Genomic DNA, 18,147 nt, shown 5'->3' on the forward strand with positions numbered 1-18,147 from the left:
AATTTCATTTGCCCATCTTCAATGCGCCCAAATAGGTGTTCGCGCTGGTAGGTGCAGACGGTTAGGAAATAATAACCGGGATTGGCATAATCAAATCCCTTTAATCTCGTGGACTTTCGCTGTTTTCGGTTCATAAAAAAATAGCCGATGTGGTGAAAAATAGTTAGCAATACCTTGTATAAAAATAAGAATTATTGATGATAATAACGTGGTTGGGGTGATGGTAGGGGCGAAAATTTTTCGCCCCCTACCATCACCCCTACAATCACCCCAGCGCCAATTTAGCCGATGCATTCCACAGGTAATGCGGCAGCGGTTCCGCCAGGGCCCACTGGATGTTCATGGGCTTGGAGCCGGTGGATTTTTGGAAATTGCCCTCGCCGATGAAGACGTAGCCCATGGTGTTGCCAAACTCGTCCTTCTTCTGCTCGCGGATAAACAGCAGGATGTGCTTACAGTCCTCCTGGTGCCGGATGTAGCTCAGGCCCTTGCCGGTGTCGGGGCGGGCGGCGTTCTGCGACTGCCAGTGGAACAGGTCCTCACGGATGGCATAATCATTATACATCGTGGTGGGGGAGAAGTTCTCCTCGGATTTGATCAGGTCGATAAACAGCAGCTCGGTGTTCAGCTCCTTGTTTTCTGCCACACCCTCCCGGTTGGAGGACTTACTGGCAAAGGTGCTCAGACCAAACCCCGCCAACATCTGGTCCCGGGTGTAGCGGGCATGCAGCTTCAGTGGCTGGACATAGGGCAGGTCGACTTCAATTTCCAGGAAGGAAACCCCTTCGCACAGGATTCCAAGTACCTCAATGATTTCGGCCACCATCACCGGATTCCGGCCGATGGCCTGTATGCTTGCCTCCAGAGAAGGAAAACCTTCCTCACTTTGCCATACATCGTAATGCAGCATCAGGCACATCTGCTGCTCCACGGGAGAGAGGTCTGCCAGTCGGACCCTGAATTCTTTCCGGGCGAGTTTGAGTATGAAATTGAAGTAGGAGGGGGCCGAGGTCGAGAGCCACTTTCGCAGGATGCAGCTGCTGATTGCCTTCTCATTTTCCTTTCCAAATGCCGCTTCCTTTCCGGCCTCCTGGCAGAGCCTTCTCCAAGAACCTTTTTTGTATATAACGGCCAATGGAATATGGGTGACTTCGGTGAAGTTTTTCAGTGTCAGCGGGAGATCATACTGATGCTCGAAGTTCTGGATTTTCTGGATGAGCTGGTTCCGGTTGGGGTTGGTGGCCAGCTGTATGTTGCGTAGGATGGTTTCCTTGGCCTTTTGTTCCAGGATGATGGAACAGCCCAGGGGCACATGGGGAAAATCATCCTGCACTTCCTTCTTGATGGAGGTACGGGTCTTGCCAATCATGGCGCGAAACCTTCCCTCAAAATCATATTCCGGGCGTACGTTGCCCACAAAGTCCAACACCGTGAGGCAGTCCTTTTCATCATGCAGCCTCAGTCCTCTCCCCAGCTGCTGCAAAAACACCGTCAAACTTTCCGTAGGCCGCAAAAACAATACGGTGTCAATCTCCGGAATATCCACGCCCTCATTGAAGATGTCGACCACGAAGAGGTAGTTGATGGCTTTGCTTGCCAGCCTTTCCCTTACGGCATCCCGGTTGCCGTTGTTTGATGAGCTTACCAGGTAATCTGCTTTCAAGCCGGCCAGTGTGAATTTCTCGGACATGTAGCGGGCATGTTCTTGGGTGACGCAGAATCCCAGTGCCCGCACATCCGACATGTCCCGCAGGTATTTGTCGAGGTTGTGCAAAATATGACTGACCCTCTGGTCATTGCTGGTGTAGATTTTACTCAGCTCGCTCGCCACATATTTTCCCCTGGCCCAGGTGACGGCCGATAGATCCACCACATCAGTGATACCAAAGTAATGGAAAGGCGTCAGCAGTTTCTTATTCATGGCTTCGGGCAACCTAATTTCAGCCGCGATCCTTCCGCAGAAATCTTCCAAAATATCCGCCCCGTCCATCCTTTCGGGAGTAGCCGTAAGGCCTAAGAGCACCTTCGGGTTGAATCTGTTCAGGACCGGGTAACTGTCGGCGGAAGCTTTATAATTATGCCAATACTAAAATAAACTTGGAGGAGAAAAGATATTTATTATTGCTTTTTGCTATTATTTCTTGGTAAAAGGGACTGGGCTGAATTTTCACCTTTAGAGTAGTAAATAAGGTTTCTAAAATTGTAACGTTTTGCTTTATAGGTAAAAAAAGTTTCCTCCTTAATTTCAATATTTTCCTGTAGGGATTTAATTACTGAATAAGCTGTTTTAAAACTGCACAAATAAATTTCTTGTGCCATGTGAAAAACGCCATCATGCTTATACTGTATTTTAGTAGAATGATTAGATAATTTGCAAGTAGCTTTATATTCAAATAATCCTATTTTCGTACAAAAAAAATAGTAAATAATTTCCCAGTCTGTACAGTTTGCATATTTACTTTTATTCAAAGATTTTTCCCTTCTTGCAACATTGTTTGTCGAGCCAATTTTCATCATCTTTCCATCAATTGTACCAGCGATGTATATATAACCACTTTCATTGAATCTTAGCATAAAAGTGATGTATGCTGTATTACAAACAACGCAGTGCCCTTTCCTGTCCCTTATTCTGTGTTCTCCATTTTTGCAAGGGGTAGTATTGTAGGCAAAATAAGCACCCTCTTTCTTCATTTTCTTCCTTACTTCAATCACCGTTTTACCTTTTGCATTGAAAAAGTAAAATTTGGGCAGTTTGTGGTGTTTAATGAAATTTTCAGTAAAAGCATCCATACGTATTTACTGGTTTATCTTATTTTCACTTAATTTATTTAATTTGATAATATAAATCAATTGAAAGGGTTTATTTTTCAATAGCAGGAAAAAGTAAGCTAAGTATAACTAGTGACAATCTCACTTATCGTTTTAAATTACTGTGAAATGCCCTTGGGCTTTCTTTTCATATCAAGACTATCCAATCCTCAACAAATGAAAATTGTGGAGTTTATAAATATTACCTGCCAATCTTAAGAGAAAAACAGCCTATTACACTCGTTTGCGGAATTGGAAGTCCTTAATGCACTTTGAGCAACTTGGATCAGACACCATGAATATATTAAAACAGATTGTAAATTTTAAGCAACCAGTAGATACGCTTCCTTAAAGACTTGGTAATCCCTAGTAAAAGTATGAACCATGCGCTTTTTTTTTGGGATAACTAATTTGCGGGAAGCAACACAAGAATCTGGTATGCCTTTTTAGTGAACAAATATTAAACTCTTCCAGAAGATGGAATTGGGAGATTATTGCATTTAAGGGGTTCATTTTGAATTAATTTACATTGTACTCTTACTTAATGTGGCGCTAGGGTATAACTTGTATGCATTATCACAACCGATGGGAAGAAGTCAAGTTGGCTTCAAATTGTATGACAATGGGTGTTGACTTATACAATAAGCGGTTATATAACTGCTTAGCATGTGTAGACGTTCGATAGTTTTTTCATACTTTTCTGCAGTTTTAACTCCGTTTTATCCGCCACCCACCCAGTATACATTTATCCAATATCCATAAAATGCCGCGATTGCGGTATTGTGAGGGTAAAAGGAAAAATGTATTTTTACTGATGAAAACCATGATTCAATTAATTTAATAAAAAAAGATATGGCAGGTTCAAATGATAATATTGAAAAAGCATTTGGGTATTCATTAGGGAATAATTTTGAAGAGAATTCTAATTTTGATTCAGAAATAGAAAGAGAAGCAATGAATGAAGCTGAAAAATTACATACCTATATTTCCACAAAAAATTTAAAAAGAACAGGGCATAGAACATTGTCTGTTCAAGGTAACCATGGAAATGTCTTTAAATTTCAAGCTACCTCTGTAAAGTTTATAATGGATAATGGAGAATTTTGTGAGGCAGAATTTTCAGTTCCAATAGGTTTTAAGGGGGCCATTAGACTTTGGGCAGAAGACTTAAGAGGAAAAAGAGTTTGGTCAACTATGAGAAAAATTGAAGAATATGATTGTAATCCTCAAATGCTTTTTGACTTTTTAGGTAAATATTCGCACAGGTTTACCGCGGAAGAAATGGATGACTCTTTACCTTTCTGAAAAATAAGATTTTAGTATCTAAAATAGCCTTAATAGTCTCTTTTGTGGGAGCCGTAAAACTTTTAAGAGAAATATGGTGGATCTAAATAGTGGGGCTCAACAAGAATCTTTGGAATTAAGGACAAGGGAAAAAGGTTGTGAACGGGCTTCTGGACGTTAATTTTTTTCTAAATCGGGACCTCAAAGATTGTTTGGGAGAACGAGGAAATCTTTGTAGATTAAATGGTGTTTCATTTAGTTGTGAAATCTTATAGACTCCTAATTAAGGGGGGGCAATAAGTATCGAACCGGATTTTCAGACTGATATGATTACCTAAGTTCAGTAAAGTAAATGCATTTTATTTGATCATAATGCGGTCATACAATATGTCGCGGATCAAAGGCAGTGGTACCAAGCCGGAGAAAATGTTGAAAAAGGCTTTATGGGATGCAGGGGTTAGGTATAGGAGCAACAAAAGGAAGCTGCCTGGCAAACCTGATATAGCATTCATAAAATATAAACTGGTCGTTTTTGTGGATGGGAGTTTTTGGCATGGTCACGATTGGGAACACAGACAACAAGCCATTAAATCCAATCGGGATTTCTGGATTCCCAAGATCGAAAGAAACATGCAGCGGGATAGGGAAATCAATGCCTTTTATCTAGCTAATGGATGGACTATAATTCGTTTTTGGGATTTTGAAGTGAAGAAAGACCTTGGAATCTGTGTTCGAAAAATTATTGATTTTTTGATTCGTGAAAAGAGCCTAATAAATTGATTTAAAGTGTTTTGTGTGTTATTTTTATGATGTTAAAAATTGACAATCCAGAACAATACTTTTTTAAAATCTTTTACTTCACACTTATATCATGGAACAAACCTCCCAACCCAAACATTACCGATTCTATATCGACCTACCAAAAGATATCTTAGTCGATGAGGTCAACAAACTTTCCAGAGAAGAGCTGATTGATTGGCTCAGCTGGAATGATCCCAATGGGGTTTATAATGATGAGGATTCCATGGATGAATTTGGGAATGTCATGTCGCTAGAAGAGGGGAGGGAGATTATGGTAAGGCAGATTTCTGAAGGGCAGGGCTTTTATCTCTAAGGGTAGAAAGTCTATTATGATTTTTATTTTTCCTTTCCTAATTCGAGTGACCTAAACAAAGTATAGGAGCCAAACAAGAAAAGGATATTCCGATTTTATTTTTTCATAGTGTTAGAAGTTTTTTGTGCTGGTAATCAATATGTAATGGGTGATTGTCGTACTAGTGAGTTTTATCGTCTACTACATAAATTTAATTTGCGACACCAAGTGTCTCAATACGATTAAAATAATGCAGCTCTCTTTCCCCAATTTTTCTATCTTTGGAAATCCATTTTGTTATTGACGTTAAGCACTCTAGAATGCCCAATTACTCTGACCTTAAGAAGAACCTGAACATTGATGTGAAGAAGCCGGAGCAATCCGAACTGGCTCATCTGACCCACTTCCTACATACTATAGGCAATGGGGCTGCTCACCATTTTGAGGAAGGGGCGAAGGAGTATGTTGCAAAGCTCAATGAAGACATTGGCTTAGTTGAGGAACCTTGGTACCAAGGATACCTTCCTATCCAATGGGATGTCCCATTTCCTCCCCCGAAAGATCCCAAATTTAAATTCATTGACCTGTTCGCAGGAATCGGAGGCTTTAGATTGGCATTCCAGAACCTAGGGGGCAAATGTGTCTTTACCAGTGAGTGGAACCATTATGCCCAGAAAACCTATGAAGCGAATTTCGGGGAGGTGCCGTTTGGGGATATTACCAGAATCGATGAAAAGGAAATCCCTGATCACGAAATTTTGGTTGCAGGATTTCCTTGTCAGCCCTTTTCCATTGCAGGTGTGTCAAAAAAGAACGCGTTAGGTAAAAAGCATGGTTTCTTGGATGAAACTCAAGGCACTTTGTTTTTTGATGTAGCCAGAATTTTGAAAGAGAAAAGACCAAAGGCTTTTCTCTTGGAAAATGTGAAAAACTTGGTTTCGCATGATAAAGGCAAAACTTTTAAAGTCATTACTCATGCTCTGAAGGAGCTTGGGTACAACATACATTTCCGTGTTTTGGATGGGAAATATTACGTTCCTCAGCATCGGGAGCGTATCGTAATTGTCGGATTCAATAACAACGTTTTTCATGGCAAGGAAGACTTCAACTTTCCCGAAATGCCGGACAATCCTCCTATGGTAATTGAGGAAATCCTCGAAGAAGAAGTCTTGGCAAAATATACTCTGTCGGAAAAACTGTGGGACTACCTTCAGAAATATGCCCAAAAACATAAAGCCAAAGGTAATGGGTTCGGGTTTGGATTAGTGAATTTTGACGGAATTTCAAGAACACTTAGTGCTAGATATTATAAGGATGGTTCCGAAATCCTTATTCCACAAGAAGGAAAGAACCCTAGGAGGCTTACACCTAAAGAATGTGCCTTACTTCAAGGTTTCCCACCGAATTTTAGGATTCCGGTTTCAGATACTCAAGCGTACAAGCAATTTGGAAATTCAGTAGTAACAACTTTGATGCAGGATGTGGGGAAGCAAATCGTAAAGGTTTTAGATTCCCAATCTGCACATGAGTAATCCGCTATCCAAATATTTTGTGGCTGCGGGAGCTAAAAGGCTCCGCCAAGTTGAGATTAATCCTAAGAAATCGAATCAACATGAGTTTAATGGCGTAAGGGGATTTAGGGAAATTTTCGGTACAGAAAAAGCGACTTTTCAAACAAAATTTCTTTATCTGGCTGATGAAGAAGATGAGCAGTTGGTGGAAGATGTTAATATGACGTGGTATGATTCACGAAAGGATGACGAAACCAGAAGTCCAGAATTTCGATTCTACTACACTGCAAACTCGGTAATTAAAAAAGCCCAAGAGTCTGACTTAGTCATTATTTCACAATCGACAGATGATACCCTTTTGGTGGTGGTGTGTCCTAACGGCTCTACACATGAAAGCCAGCTTTTATGGTTGTTTGGTCTTGAGGAATCTGAAAAAAGGTTTGTAGTCAAAGAATATAAAGATCAAAAAGGGGATTTGGGTTTTGCTGGAAAACTTATTATTTCCAGCCTAGGACTCGAGGTAGAGGAGGATGAGCCTGATTATTTGGAGGAGATGTTGAAATTATTTGGCTCAATATTACCTACTACAGCTATTTTTTCCGAGTATGCACGTAGAACTTATAGAGAGAAAGTATCCCCTCTAGAAGCGCCGGATGAAACCTTAATGGCTTGGCTGGAATGGGAGGAGATCTTGTTCAAAACATTCGAAAGGTATCTGGTAGCCCAAAAATTAGGTGAAGGATTTGGTAAGGATGGTCTTGATGTTGACGATTTTATCAAATTCTCCCTCAGTGTACAAAACCGGAGAAAATCCCGGGCGGGATATGCTTTTGAAAACCATTTGGCTGTCATTTTTGATGAGCATGGCCTAAAATATTCCAGAGGAGTCAAAACCGACCGAAATAATAAACCTGACTTCCTGTTTCCAGGAATAGAGGAGTATTTAAATGCCGGATTTTCATCTGAACTGCTCACAATGCTTGGGTTGAAGACAACTGCAAAAGACAGATGGAGACAGGTATTGCCTGAGGCAGACCGAATTGACAAAAAGCACCTCATTACCTTAGAGCCTGCCATCAGTAAGAACCAGACTGAGGAGATGAGGATAAAACATGTTCAATTGGTTATTCCAAAGCCTATTCTATTTACATATTCAGAAGCTCAGCAAGAGGAAATAATTGTGTTGGAGGAGTTTTTGGAAATTGTAAGTGGTCGCCAAGTGCTTTAAATGATTTTATAAAAACTTTAGCTTTTCTTACTTGTCCTTCTGATTTTATAAGTCTTTGATTATTGCTTATATTATTTACTTAAAGATCCCATAAATTCTTCTGCTTTAATCCTTAATTTTCGAGATAGGTCATTTCTAAGATTTTCAATGATTAGTCTTTCAGTATCTCTAATTGTTTCATTCTCAATTTCTGCAAGAGAACTTATAAACTCTCTAATAATCTCTTCGGAATTATAACTATTTGATTTTAAGAGATGGATAAAAGGATGGTGTTTATTAATAATGTATGCAGACTTAGCATTCGAATAACGTGGCTCCCAAATACTTCCATCGCTTATCCTTCCGTATATTGGCTCTGGTTCATTAAGAGCATGTCCAGCATCATCCTGAATAATTTTTAAACCCGCTGCGCTTGAATAATTACCCCGTGCTGTTGAGGATCCAGAATGTCTGATTATAAATTCAAGCAATTTATTGAAAATTCCTGAAAATGCATCAGCAAAACCCATCCTGTAGATTTTGAGAACATCAGCTACAACATTAGAGTACATATCCCAATTACTAAGTCCTATTGATTCTAATAACTCAGGATTGTATCTAGTGATTATCTCCCTCATTTGCTTTGGCAGATATAATCTTTTATATTTTTTCCCCTCATGACATATAGCTTCCAAAAATCTTTCTGGCTCTGGATTGTATCCACTCAACATAAGAATATCGGCCATTTCTCCCATCATACGTCGAATGTCGGTATCCTTAAGACCTTCAATGAAATGATTTCTCAGGGAAGTTTCCTTTACCCGGTTTGATTTCGTTGGCTGCGTCTCCATCTCAGTACGATAGGCTTTTCCGGTACTTTTCAGCATATGCATATAAAGATATGCTGCTCCTATGTGATCTATATATTTGGCAAATAGTTCACCCCTAAAATCAAATATATTGTATATAAGATCTACAGGCATAGGTATTGTTTTTTTCCAAAAAATAAGCTCTTCTTGACGGGTATCTGGAAGTTCTGCAAGAAGGTATTTTTTAAAATCGTATTTATTTAGAGTATAAATTGTCATCTTATTTCTTCAACATATTTTTTAATTCATTTAAAGTATAGGGAGGATTGCGACGATGAGCCACTGCATGACAATTCGGGCATAGCGGCACCATCTCCCTCACAGGATCTGGCACAGCTTTTCCCACTAAAGCCATTGGATTAAGGTGATGAACATGAATAAACTTACGTGCTGCCTCCCCATACCTCTCCCGTAAATTTTCGCCACAAGCTTTACAGTCATATCCGTGAAATGATAGGCACAGCGTCCTATTTACTCGACTGCGTTCATATTTGCTTAGTAAAATCTCATCCTGAGTACCCTCTTCCTCGGCTTGAGCATTGTATGGGAAAAGTAACAGAATAACAGACAGCAGCAAGTCGCAAAAGTCTTCATCAAAAGATTCAGACTTTTCTTGTTTATATTCAATTAAAAGCCACCAGCCATCTGCCCTTGTAGATTTTGGATTAAAGTTAGTTTCAACTGTCTGTCTGTAAATTTTAAAATTCAACCCACTATTTTTACTCAAAATTGCTAGTAAGTGGCTATCCTTGCAGGTTAATCGGTTTTCAGCGTAACAGCTTAGTTCCGAAGCAAAATCCTCAAATCTTATTGTAGCAATTAAAGATGAGGAAAACTGCTGAATACAAACAAAATACCCTTTTCCTTTTTCTACTGAACTGTCCCGCAAATAAATTTCATTCTGATCAGAAGCAGAGATTTCCCATTGTGAGGGATATTTCTGCTTCATGTGAAGTAAAACTTCTTCCATAATAAAACTATTCTTCACTATCCCTATCTATCTCATCCACTTCAGGCAATTCTTCTGCAAGTGAACGAAGAGATCTGGATACACTTATCCTAAAATCCTCAACATTCCTTCTGACGGAATCACTTAAAACACTTAATTCTGCCTCGGCTAGGCTCCAGAGTAGTGCATCCATTGCGAGAACAAGAGCTGAATTATCCTTATTTGCAAAATAAAACTTTTTATAAAACTCATGAGATTCATTGATGAAAACCGCATGTTTATTACCGTCAGCTAAGCCTGGCATCCAAAGTACACCATCCTGAAGATTAATTGTAGGCTGTACTAATCTGTCCACATTATCATCAAACTGAAGCTTGACTTTGGTTGTTCCAAATTTGTTTTTAACTTCTGCTTCTCCACTATCTTTATCTAATGAATTAATCATTGAACCTGCAGTAGCTGTATCATGATGTTTTTTTATTGCATTACTCGACTTTCCATGCTGGTCTATAAGTGATCCTTTTTTTCCATTTCTATTTCCTGTCCTGTATCTTTTGTTTGCTTCATTTCTGGCGGGAGTAATTACCTTTTTAAGTAAATCCCGTATTTCCTTAGGAAGATCTATTCTTGACTTTTTTATATCAATTTGGAAATAATCATCCAGAGTATGATCAAATAAAAGTTCAACCCTAATTAGATTAAGGTGGGGTTCTTTAACAAATAATCTATTTGGCCAACCTCCAGAAGAAATCATTCTGCCTTCTCTGAAAACATGAAACCCCTGATTATCCAAGCCATACCTCATTCTTTTCTGTTCCTCTTCAGTAAGGTCTATTCGATTGGGAAGTATGTATACATTCACAAAAAATGTCCCTATGGATTCGGATGTTCCGTTTGTTTCTCTGGTAAAGTTAAAAGGTTTATTTTTATGAATTTCCACTCTTGCATCACCGTCGGCGTTGAGCCATCTGCAAAACGGGTCCCAAGATTCAATCTGCCTTCCATTTATTTTTATTATAAGGTTAGGATGCCCGTTACTGGGTTCCAGAAAATTGTAAAAAACCCCTGACAAATGATATTCAAGCTCTTCAGCAATTTTATCAATCTGGGTTTTAGCAGTACCTTCAGTGTTGGTTCTTACAAGGCGGTCAATATTTTCCCAAATAACTAATGTACCGCTGCCTCCTCCTGTCACCTCTTCTAAAAAGCTAATCTGTTCATCATAATCTACTTGCTCAGGCTCTAACAACACCCATCTATCAAGCTTTGCAACTTCATCAAGATCCCATTGCCTTAAGCTGTAAACACTACTCTTTTTTGATATTACAGTAAGTTTCCTGCAGAATGAAGTCGATGCTGTCTTAAGTCCCATTCCAAACTTACCTAATGACTTAGGGCTTGGCCTAAGAGGAGAACCGTACATCATAGCAGCTTCAAGTCCCTCCTCTGTCATTCCATGACCGTTATCGGCAATCATTAAAATGGTTGAACCCCCAAACTCAAGCTCCAACCTTATTTCCACCGAAGTGGCTTCGGCAGCTACAGAATTATCCACGATATCTGCCACGGCAGTTGTAAAGGTATAACCTGTATCTCTCAAACTTTCTATCAGCCGGGCAGCTGAAGGTTTAATTTCTTTTAATTCTTTTTTTTCGTTTAACATGTTATTTATGGGTTTTTAAAAGGCGATTTGGATAAGGCATTAAGATATTCTTGCATACTTGTTTCAGTATCGGTAATGGAAATTACCTCACCTGATAGGGTAGTTTTGGCCTTAAGCCTGTTATCAATAATTTCTTCAATGGTATTAGTATAAAACAGATAGTATACATTTACTCCTTTGGTCTGCTTATTTCTGTATGCTCTTGCTGTTGCCTGCTCCTCCAAAGCCGGATTCCATTGTCTAGTGTAATGTATAACATGGTTGGCTGCAGTAATATTTAATCCCATTCCTGCAGTTTTAGGGTTAAGAACCATTATTCCGAAATCTTTAGATTCAGTAAAGCGATCAATACTTTGTTGTCTTTCATTGATTTCCATTCTACCATCTATATTAAAAATTTCTATTCCATAATGGCTGGAAAGGGTTCTTTTAAATACATCAATCATATTGAGGTATTCAGTAAATATTAGCACTTTTTCTTGGCTACTTCTTATTTCATCAAGGATTTCGAGGGCTCTTTTGAATTTTGTACTGGAAGAACTTAGATCCTTAATATCACTATTATGAAGTTTATTAGGCTCCGAAAGTAATGGATGGGTTGTATATTGCCGCAAATCCTGGATAAGTTTAAGAATGTGGCCCTTTTCTCCAGCGGATGCCTGTGATAATATACTTTCTCTCTGTTGTTCATACAGTTGTGCCTCAGGAAATGACAACTCCAAAGCCTGATGTATATCAATTTTTATAGGCAGAGAATCAAGCACATCTTCTTTTTTCCTTCTAAGCATTATATGTGAAATATCCTTTCTCAAGTTTGACAGCGAAGATTCTTGAAGTGTTTTTTCAATGTCCTTTCGGATATACCGTTCTGAGAAAGCTTCTTTTGTTCCCAAATATCCAGGGTTTACATAATCTACTAGAGACCAAAGATCAACAAGGGAGTTTTCTACTGGTGTGCCTGTCATTGCGATTCTTACATTTGCAGAAATATTTTTAAGCGAAACTCTTCTTTCGGAGTTTGGATTTTTTATATGACTTGCTTCATCAAGAAGTACCAGTCCCCAGTTAATCTTATTGAAAAGGAATTGGTCATTAATAATCATGGAGTAGGATGTAATTACCACTCTTTGTGTTTCAAGTAGTTTTACAGATCCAGTACGAAGAGTACCATGGTGAATATAGGGAACTATGTCCGGAGTAAAGAAGGCGAATTCCCTTCTCCAGTTTTCAATGAGTGTGCCTGGTACAACAATAAGTATGTTTTTAAAGACATCTGTTTCTGTGAGCCAAGCAATTAATGCAATGGTTTGGGCTGTCTTACCAAGTCCCATATCATCCCCTAATATACCTCCAATTCTATTAATGCAGCAATACTGAAGCCATTGGAGACCTTCTTTTTGATAGCCATATAAATCTCTGATGAATAAATTGCTTTCTTTTGAGTAAACATTGGACCCTGTGATCTTTTTAATATCCAGAATATCAGGATTGAATGTTATCCATCTCAAGCAGTTTCTTTTTGAAAAGTATGATAGTGCTTTCCCTAAGGCCATTTGTCCGCTCTGATCCTGATCTTTTAGGAAACTCTCTGCAAAAACAAGAGATTCTTTGTCTAAAAAAAAGCATACCTCCTTATGAATATAATAACCAGATTTAATTGTTAATTGGATAGTATTATTATTTAAAAAGATGTTTTCTTGTCTGCCTTTAATTACTGGGACAACTTTCGCATATTCCGCCTGCATCTTTATTATAAAACATAGCTCTTTAGTTATTTTATGAAATTTTAAAGCTTTAACTTCATCACTTACTTTGAGATTTTGGTAAGAGCTATTTCTAAAAGGTTGCTTTTTAATAAATGTACTAAAGACTTCTTCCGCAGACAATATTTCTGAGTCATATTTATCGTGTTCAATAATTATAGTTGCTGATTCAGCCTCTTGTGTCAAAAATTTTAGGTCATCTCTTGCATCCAAATTTACATTTTCTTCTTGCATCGGATTATTTTTGTAATTGTTTTTTTTGCTTGACCTAATTTTTTCAATTCTCTTCATCCCCTTATCAAGGATTGTGTCAGGGTTTTTTCCAGCAGCACTTAATACTGCTCTGGCCTCAACCAAGTCACTTGCTGCGAGATCAGCAAAACTCTCTGCTAGGTTAGCTATTTTGTCGATAAGGTTCTTATTTTTTGGCATTTGTAATCTCTTTTGAAAGAATGTTTATTATCTTAAGGACCACTCTATGAAGCCTCTTCTGAGCATTTCTAATTTTTTTAACCTCCATGGCATATTCCTCAGCTATTTCCCCTGGTTTATAACCCTCTTTAAGGGCTTTGTAGACTAGGCAGAGCTCAGGGTCACCTTCCATTGCAGCAGCTATTTCCTGGTCAAGTTGCTGGTAATACATTTCTTCTTCTATATTATCATGTCCTAGGAGAGGAGTTTCTGAAGAATATTCTCCACCTTTAATTCTTACTTCTTCGGATCGGAAATGATTGCTGATCAAGCTTTTTACTACACTTTTTAAATAATTTAAAAGGTTAGGATCTTTTTGAGGGTCCCATTTTCTTTCACCAGCATACACTTTATCAATTGCATCCATAGCTAAGTCCTCAGGTTCAAGTCCTTTTGGAAGTTGATTTCTCATAATCCGACAAATACTAACGGCATAAGCGGATAATTTAATAATGGTTGTACTCCAATCATGGTTTTCTAGCAAGTCTAAAGGGCTATCTGTTTGGCTCATATTCAAAAAAGGGTTCTAATAGGTACAGCTGAAAACTTGCTTGAATTTGCCATCAAATAATAAATAAATAATGGGTGTTCGTTTCCAGCCATAAACCTAAGTGGCTTTGAATTAGAAACCAATACCTACATTAGGGTATTTATAGCATTAAGGGTGTTAAATATTACTTATTATCTCATTGTTTTTGGGTTCCTATTTTTTCACGCCTAACTTTATTGTCCATGATATCTCTTGGAAAATACCTCCAAGCCTTCTCTTCCCTCAAGCGGGGCTCCACCAAGTTCGGCATGGCACCGCACAAGCCGGTGTTGCTGATGGCTTTTTTGGAGATGGTGGAGAAGGGGATGATGGTAGAAAATCGGGTAAGTGTGGATGCGGATCTGGTCGGGGCTTTTCAGAATATGTGGGAACTGCTGGTGCAAACACTCCATCAAGCGGATTTTACACAGCCATTCTATTATTTGCAAAATGACAAGGCAGCCAAGCAGGCGTTCTGGAAGCTTGTACCCAAACCCGGCTACTCCATCAATGCCCACATCAAAAGCGTCAACACCCTGCAGGAGGTGCTGGATTACGGTTGTTTTGCCGATGACCTGTACGAATTGATGCTAGATCAGGTGTCAAGGGAATTGCTACGGCAGACTTTGCTGGATACTTAATTTCCCCGAAACAAAGGAGCGGTACCAGGCAGGCAGGGCAAAAGGCAGAAAAGGCTATGTCCTGGAACTGGAGGATTATATCCTCAACGAACCCATAGTCCCGCTCAAAAGAATCAAGATCGGGGTAGAGGAGGAGGTATATGTCCGGAACGGGCTCTTCAAGAAACTCGTACCAAAGGTCTACCAGAACACCTGCAGCTTTACCGGCATGAATCTAACATCCACCTATAGATTCAACTTTGTAGATGCCTGCCACATTATTCCCTTCAGTGTCTCCCAGGATGACAGGGTGACGAACGGGCTTTCTCTATGCCCTAATTTGCATAGAGCATTCGATAGGGGCATGGTCAGCATTGATGGAGATTACAGGATCTTGGTTTCCGATCAGCTGGTGGAGGATGAAGGGCATCCTTACAGCCTGGAGCAACTCAAGGGTAAGCAGATAAATCTTCCTGGGGAGAAGAAATTTTATCCCAGTCAGGAGAACCTTGAGTAGCATAGGGAGAGGGTTTATTGGATCTGAATACAATGTTTATCAGGTCTTTTCCTGTCTTATAATGACTCTCTGGGTTCAATATCCTGTTTGCTGAAATCACCCCGATCAGGGTGTTTTTTTGTGATATTTTCGGGTAAGTTTTGGTAGGGTTTAATTAGTGTGCCAATAAAGAGTGGTAATCTTCTAAATTCGGAAATTTACAACTTCTTTTTTGTTATTTTGGGAGAAAATTGGGATATCGGATGGCGAGAGGAAAATTTTGGTGAAATTGGTCTCTTTGGAATAATCGATTGGAAAAAAAAGTATTTTAGGGAATGGAGCTGATTTTTCTCTTTTACTAAATGAATTGTATGACGGCAAATTTACTATTATCTTAGAATTTAATTCGAAAATGCCTCACCGGTTACAAAGATAAATTTGATCTTGGTAATTTTATGATAAAAAATCAAGTACATACGCACCGAGTTTATTAATTTGGTCTATTCAAGTAAGAATTAAATTTGTCCTAGCGATAAGCTATAACTGTTGATCAGAATATTGTAGCGCCAAATTTCCTGTCATTGGGGGAAAAGAAGGTGGTCAAGGATTTGTGTGTATCTAAATTAAAATTTTTAAATAAATAAAAAATGGAATTTATAGCGGGAAATATCGAAAACGAAAGGGATGAAATATTACTTAATATATGGGGTGATATTTCTTCTAAGTTAAGTGAATATGACTTGATTATAGGTTATAAAACTCCTTCATTAGGTCGAGAACTAGATGAAACACCAAGTATTATTATACGTAGTAAAGAGTATGGTATTATATTACTTGATTTTGTAAATTATTATATAAAAGAATTTGATGAAGATAATGAATATTGGAGGTTTTCCGATGATGAATTTATTTTTTCAAAGGATTTGTCTATCGATTTGTTTGAAAAAGAACTGATTAATAAGTTGAAAGATGACCGGCTACTGTACAATCTTCGGAAAGGCGAATTTAATTTTGATCTGCAGATAAAGAAATTACTTATATTTTCCCAGAACAGTATGTTGGAAATTAATAAATTAAATGATGAAGCAGATATAAAGCTATCAAATGATTATATAGGTAATGATAATTGGGAAAAATATTTTGATAATGTGTTTACAAGAAAGACTTTAATAGAGTCTCAATATATTGATAAAATTGATTCTATTTTAGATGGTTCAAATATTTATGAGAAAAAGCATAGAAAGAAAATTGAAACTGAATTAAAAACTATGAATGACTATATTAAAAAGTCATTAAGTAACACTTTTAAACTAGATTCAACGCAAAGGCAAATTGCTTTACAAATTCCGAATGGACCACAACGCATAAGAGGTTTGGCAGGAACTGGTAAAACAATTATTCTATGTATGAAAGCTGCTTTAGCTCATAAGTTTCACCCTCAATTACAAATTTTATTTGTATTTAATACTCAAAGTATGTATGCTCAGGTTGAGGAACTCATTACAAGGTATTACTTTAATGAAACTGGAAAAATGCCAGATTTTAATAAGCTAAATATTCTTCATGCGTGGGGTGGAAGTAACAAGCCTGGCTTGTATTATAACACTGCAAAAGGAATCGGAATTCAGCCATTAAATTTTATGAACGTTAGAAAATCACCTGATCCGTTAGATGCAATTTTCAATGATTTAATTAAAAACCATAAAGATAAAATACAGCAATCTTATGATATGGTCCTTATTGATGAAGCACAAGACTTTCCAGCATCATTTTTTGAAACTATTTTTTACTTAACTAAGGAGAGCAGTGGCTCCAGTCTTAAGAGGATAATTTGGGCGTATGATGAATTTCAATCTCTTACTGATATTAAAATTAAGGAACCTAAAGATTTGTTTGGTGTTAATGAAAAAGGACTTCCAAATATTCCAAATGACACCCTTGAAGGAATGTATAAAGGCAACATTAAAAAGGATTTTGTACTACCGAACTCTTATAGAAACCCGAGAATTACATTGATGGTGGCACACGGATTAGCTTTAGGGTTATATACAAACACCAAGGTTCCAATGATGTATAAAAATGATTGGGAAGCACGGGGGTATAATTTAATTTCACCCGATAAGCAGGTCTTCAATGAAGGTGATAACGTGATTTTAGAACGTCCTGAAGCAAATAGTAAAAACAACCTTGAAATTTTGCTTCAAGAAAGAAATAATGAGAATAAATTAATTCAATTTATTCCAACTCACGACTTAATGATTCAATTAGATAATGTCGCTTGTAAAATTGAAAATATTGTAAAGGAACATAATGTTGAGCCTGAAGAGATTTTAGTTATTGATATTGATACAAAAAACTCTAAATCCAATTTTGAAATAATAAGACATAAATTAGATTATAAAAATATTAAATGTATAACTCCTGGGTTTATTGAAAGTAATGATTCATTTAAAGTTCCTGGATTTGTTACACTTACTACCCCATTTAGAGCTAAGGGTAATGAAACAAATATAGTTTTAATTATTAATGGAAATAAAGTTTTGGATGATAATACTTTTAGATTAAGGAATTCAATGTTTGTTTCTATAACTAGATCAAGAGGATGGTGTTATATTTATTCAAGTGGTGAAAATAATTCTAAGTTAAAAACTGAAATTAATAAAATATTAAATGACTATCCAAAATTTGAATTTGTTTTTCCTTCAATTGATTCTATTAAAAGGAGATATTCGATTTTAACTAGTAGCAAAAATCTTGAAAAATTTGATTCTCAAATCGATGAGATTTTAAAGAATGAGGATTTGAATGCATTATTAATAGAGAAGCTTTTAAAAGATCCAGAGTTTCTTAATAAATTACGAGAAAATAGAGATAAGGAGTAAGT

At 37.7% G+C, this 18,147-nt stretch carries 15 protein-coding genes; 8 read left to right on the forward strand and 7 right to left on the reverse strand.

Going from position 1 to position 18,147, the window contains the following annotated elements; translation table 11 throughout:
- Positions 1-265 precede the first annotated feature (265 nt).
- Both KIH41_RS16875 and KIH41_RS16880 read right to left on the reverse strand, forming a co-directional pair.
- Positions 266-2,023, reverse strand: coding sequence for a DUF3427 domain-containing protein (locus KIH41_RS16875; RefSeq protein WP_317194969.1), 1,758 nt, complete (start codon positions 2,021-2,023; stop codon positions 266-268).
- A gap of 95 nt (positions 2,024-2,118) precedes the next feature.
- Positions 2,119-2,790: a GIY-YIG nuclease family protein gene (locus KIH41_RS16880; protein WP_214163155.1), complete on the reverse strand. Its 672-nt coding sequence runs from the start codon at positions 2,788-2,790 to the stop codon at positions 2,119-2,121.
- A gap of 870 nt (positions 2,791-3,660) precedes the next feature.
- Between KIH41_RS16880 and KIH41_RS16885 the strand changes: the two genes are divergently transcribed.
- From KIH41_RS16885 to KIH41_RS16905, 5 genes are all read left to right on the forward strand, one after another.
- A complete protein-coding gene (locus KIH41_RS16885) occupies positions 3,661-4,113 on the forward strand; it encodes a hypothetical protein (RefSeq protein ID WP_214163156.1) in 453 nt (150 codons plus the stop codon).
- Between the two features lie 351 nt (positions 4,114-4,464).
- Entirely contained in the window at positions 4,465-4,872 is a 408-nt protein-coding gene (locus tag KIH41_RS16890; protein WP_214163157.1) for a very short patch repair endonuclease, read from the forward strand.
- A gap of 91 nt (positions 4,873-4,963) precedes the next feature.
- Positions 4,964-5,206, forward strand: coding sequence for a hypothetical protein (locus KIH41_RS16895; RefSeq protein WP_214163158.1), 243 nt, complete (start codon positions 4,964-4,966; stop codon positions 5,204-5,206).
- A 299-nt stretch (positions 5,207-5,505) separates the two neighbouring features.
- Entirely contained in the window at positions 5,506-6,717 is a 1,212-nt protein-coding gene (gene dcm / locus KIH41_RS16900) for a DNA (cytosine-5-)-methyltransferase (protein ID WP_214163159.1), read from the forward strand.
- A complete protein-coding gene (locus KIH41_RS16905) occupies positions 6,710-7,924 on the forward strand; it encodes a type II restriction endonuclease (RefSeq protein WP_214163160.1) in 1,215 nt (404 codons plus the stop codon). The genes dcm and KIH41_RS16905 overlap by 8 nt, the downstream gene beginning before the upstream one ends.
- A gap of 71 nt (positions 7,925-7,995) precedes the next feature.
- Here KIH41_RS16905 and KIH41_RS16910 read toward each other — a convergent pair whose 3' ends face one another.
- Genes KIH41_RS16910 through KIH41_RS16930 form a run of 5 tightly spaced genes read right to left on the reverse strand, consistent with a single transcriptional unit; the run spans position 7,996 to position 14,129 of the window.
- Positions 7,996-8,991, reverse strand: a complete 996-nt coding sequence (locus KIH41_RS16910) for a hypothetical protein (protein WP_214163161.1) — start codon at positions 8,989-8,991, stop codon at positions 7,996-7,998.
- Position 8,992: 1 nt separating this feature from the next.
- Complete coding sequence (locus tag KIH41_RS16915; protein WP_214163162.1) at positions 8,993-9,742, reverse strand: HNH endonuclease; 750 nt, start codon at positions 9,740-9,742, stop codon at positions 8,993-8,995.
- A 7-nt stretch (positions 9,743-9,749) separates the two neighbouring features.
- Positions 9,750-11,384 carry an ATP-binding protein gene (locus KIH41_RS16920; protein ID WP_214163163.1) on the reverse strand — a complete coding sequence of 545 codons (1,635 nt, stop codon included), beginning with the start codon at positions 11,382-11,384 and terminating at the stop codon, positions 9,750-9,752.
- A gap of 5 nt (positions 11,385-11,389) precedes the next feature.
- A complete protein-coding gene (locus tag KIH41_RS16925) occupies positions 11,390-13,579 on the reverse strand; it encodes a DEAD/DEAH box helicase (protein WP_214163164.1) in 2,190 nt (729 codons plus the stop codon).
- A complete protein-coding gene (locus tag KIH41_RS16930; RefSeq protein WP_262897971.1) occupies positions 13,566-14,129 on the reverse strand; it encodes a sigma-70 family RNA polymerase sigma factor in 564 nt (187 codons plus the stop codon). Before KIH41_RS16930 ends, KIH41_RS16925 begins: the two co-directional genes overlap by 14 nt.
- Before the next feature lie 221 nt (positions 14,130-14,350).
- On the opposite strand from KIH41_RS16930, the gene KIH41_RS16935 reads away from it, so the two are divergent.
- The 3 genes from KIH41_RS16935 to KIH41_RS16945 all read left to right on the forward strand — a co-directional run bounded on the left by KIH41_RS16935 (position 14,351) and on the right by KIH41_RS16945 (position 18,145).
- Positions 14,351-14,788 (forward strand): hypothetical protein, encoded by a 438-nt coding sequence (locus tag KIH41_RS16935; RefSeq protein WP_214163166.1) that lies wholly within the window; start codon positions 14,351-14,353, stop codon positions 14,786-14,788.
- Between the two features lie 118 nt (positions 14,789-14,906).
- Complete coding sequence (locus KIH41_RS16940) at positions 14,907-15,284, forward strand: HNH endonuclease (RefSeq protein WP_317194970.1); 378 nt, start codon at positions 14,907-14,909, stop codon at positions 15,282-15,284.
- A 626-nt stretch (positions 15,285-15,910) separates the two neighbouring features.
- Positions 15,911-18,145, forward strand: coding sequence for a DEAD/DEAH box helicase (locus tag KIH41_RS16945; RefSeq protein WP_214163168.1), 2,235 nt, complete (start codon positions 15,911-15,913; stop codon positions 18,143-18,145).
- The last annotated feature ends 2 nt before the right edge of the window (positions 18,146-18,147 follow it).

Origin of the sequence: Litoribacter ruber (assembly GCF_018500185.1) — a bacterium.
In the GTDB taxonomy this organism is placed as follows: Bacteria; Bacteroidota; Bacteroidia; order Cytophagales; family Cyclobacteriaceae; genus Litoribacter; species Litoribacter ruber.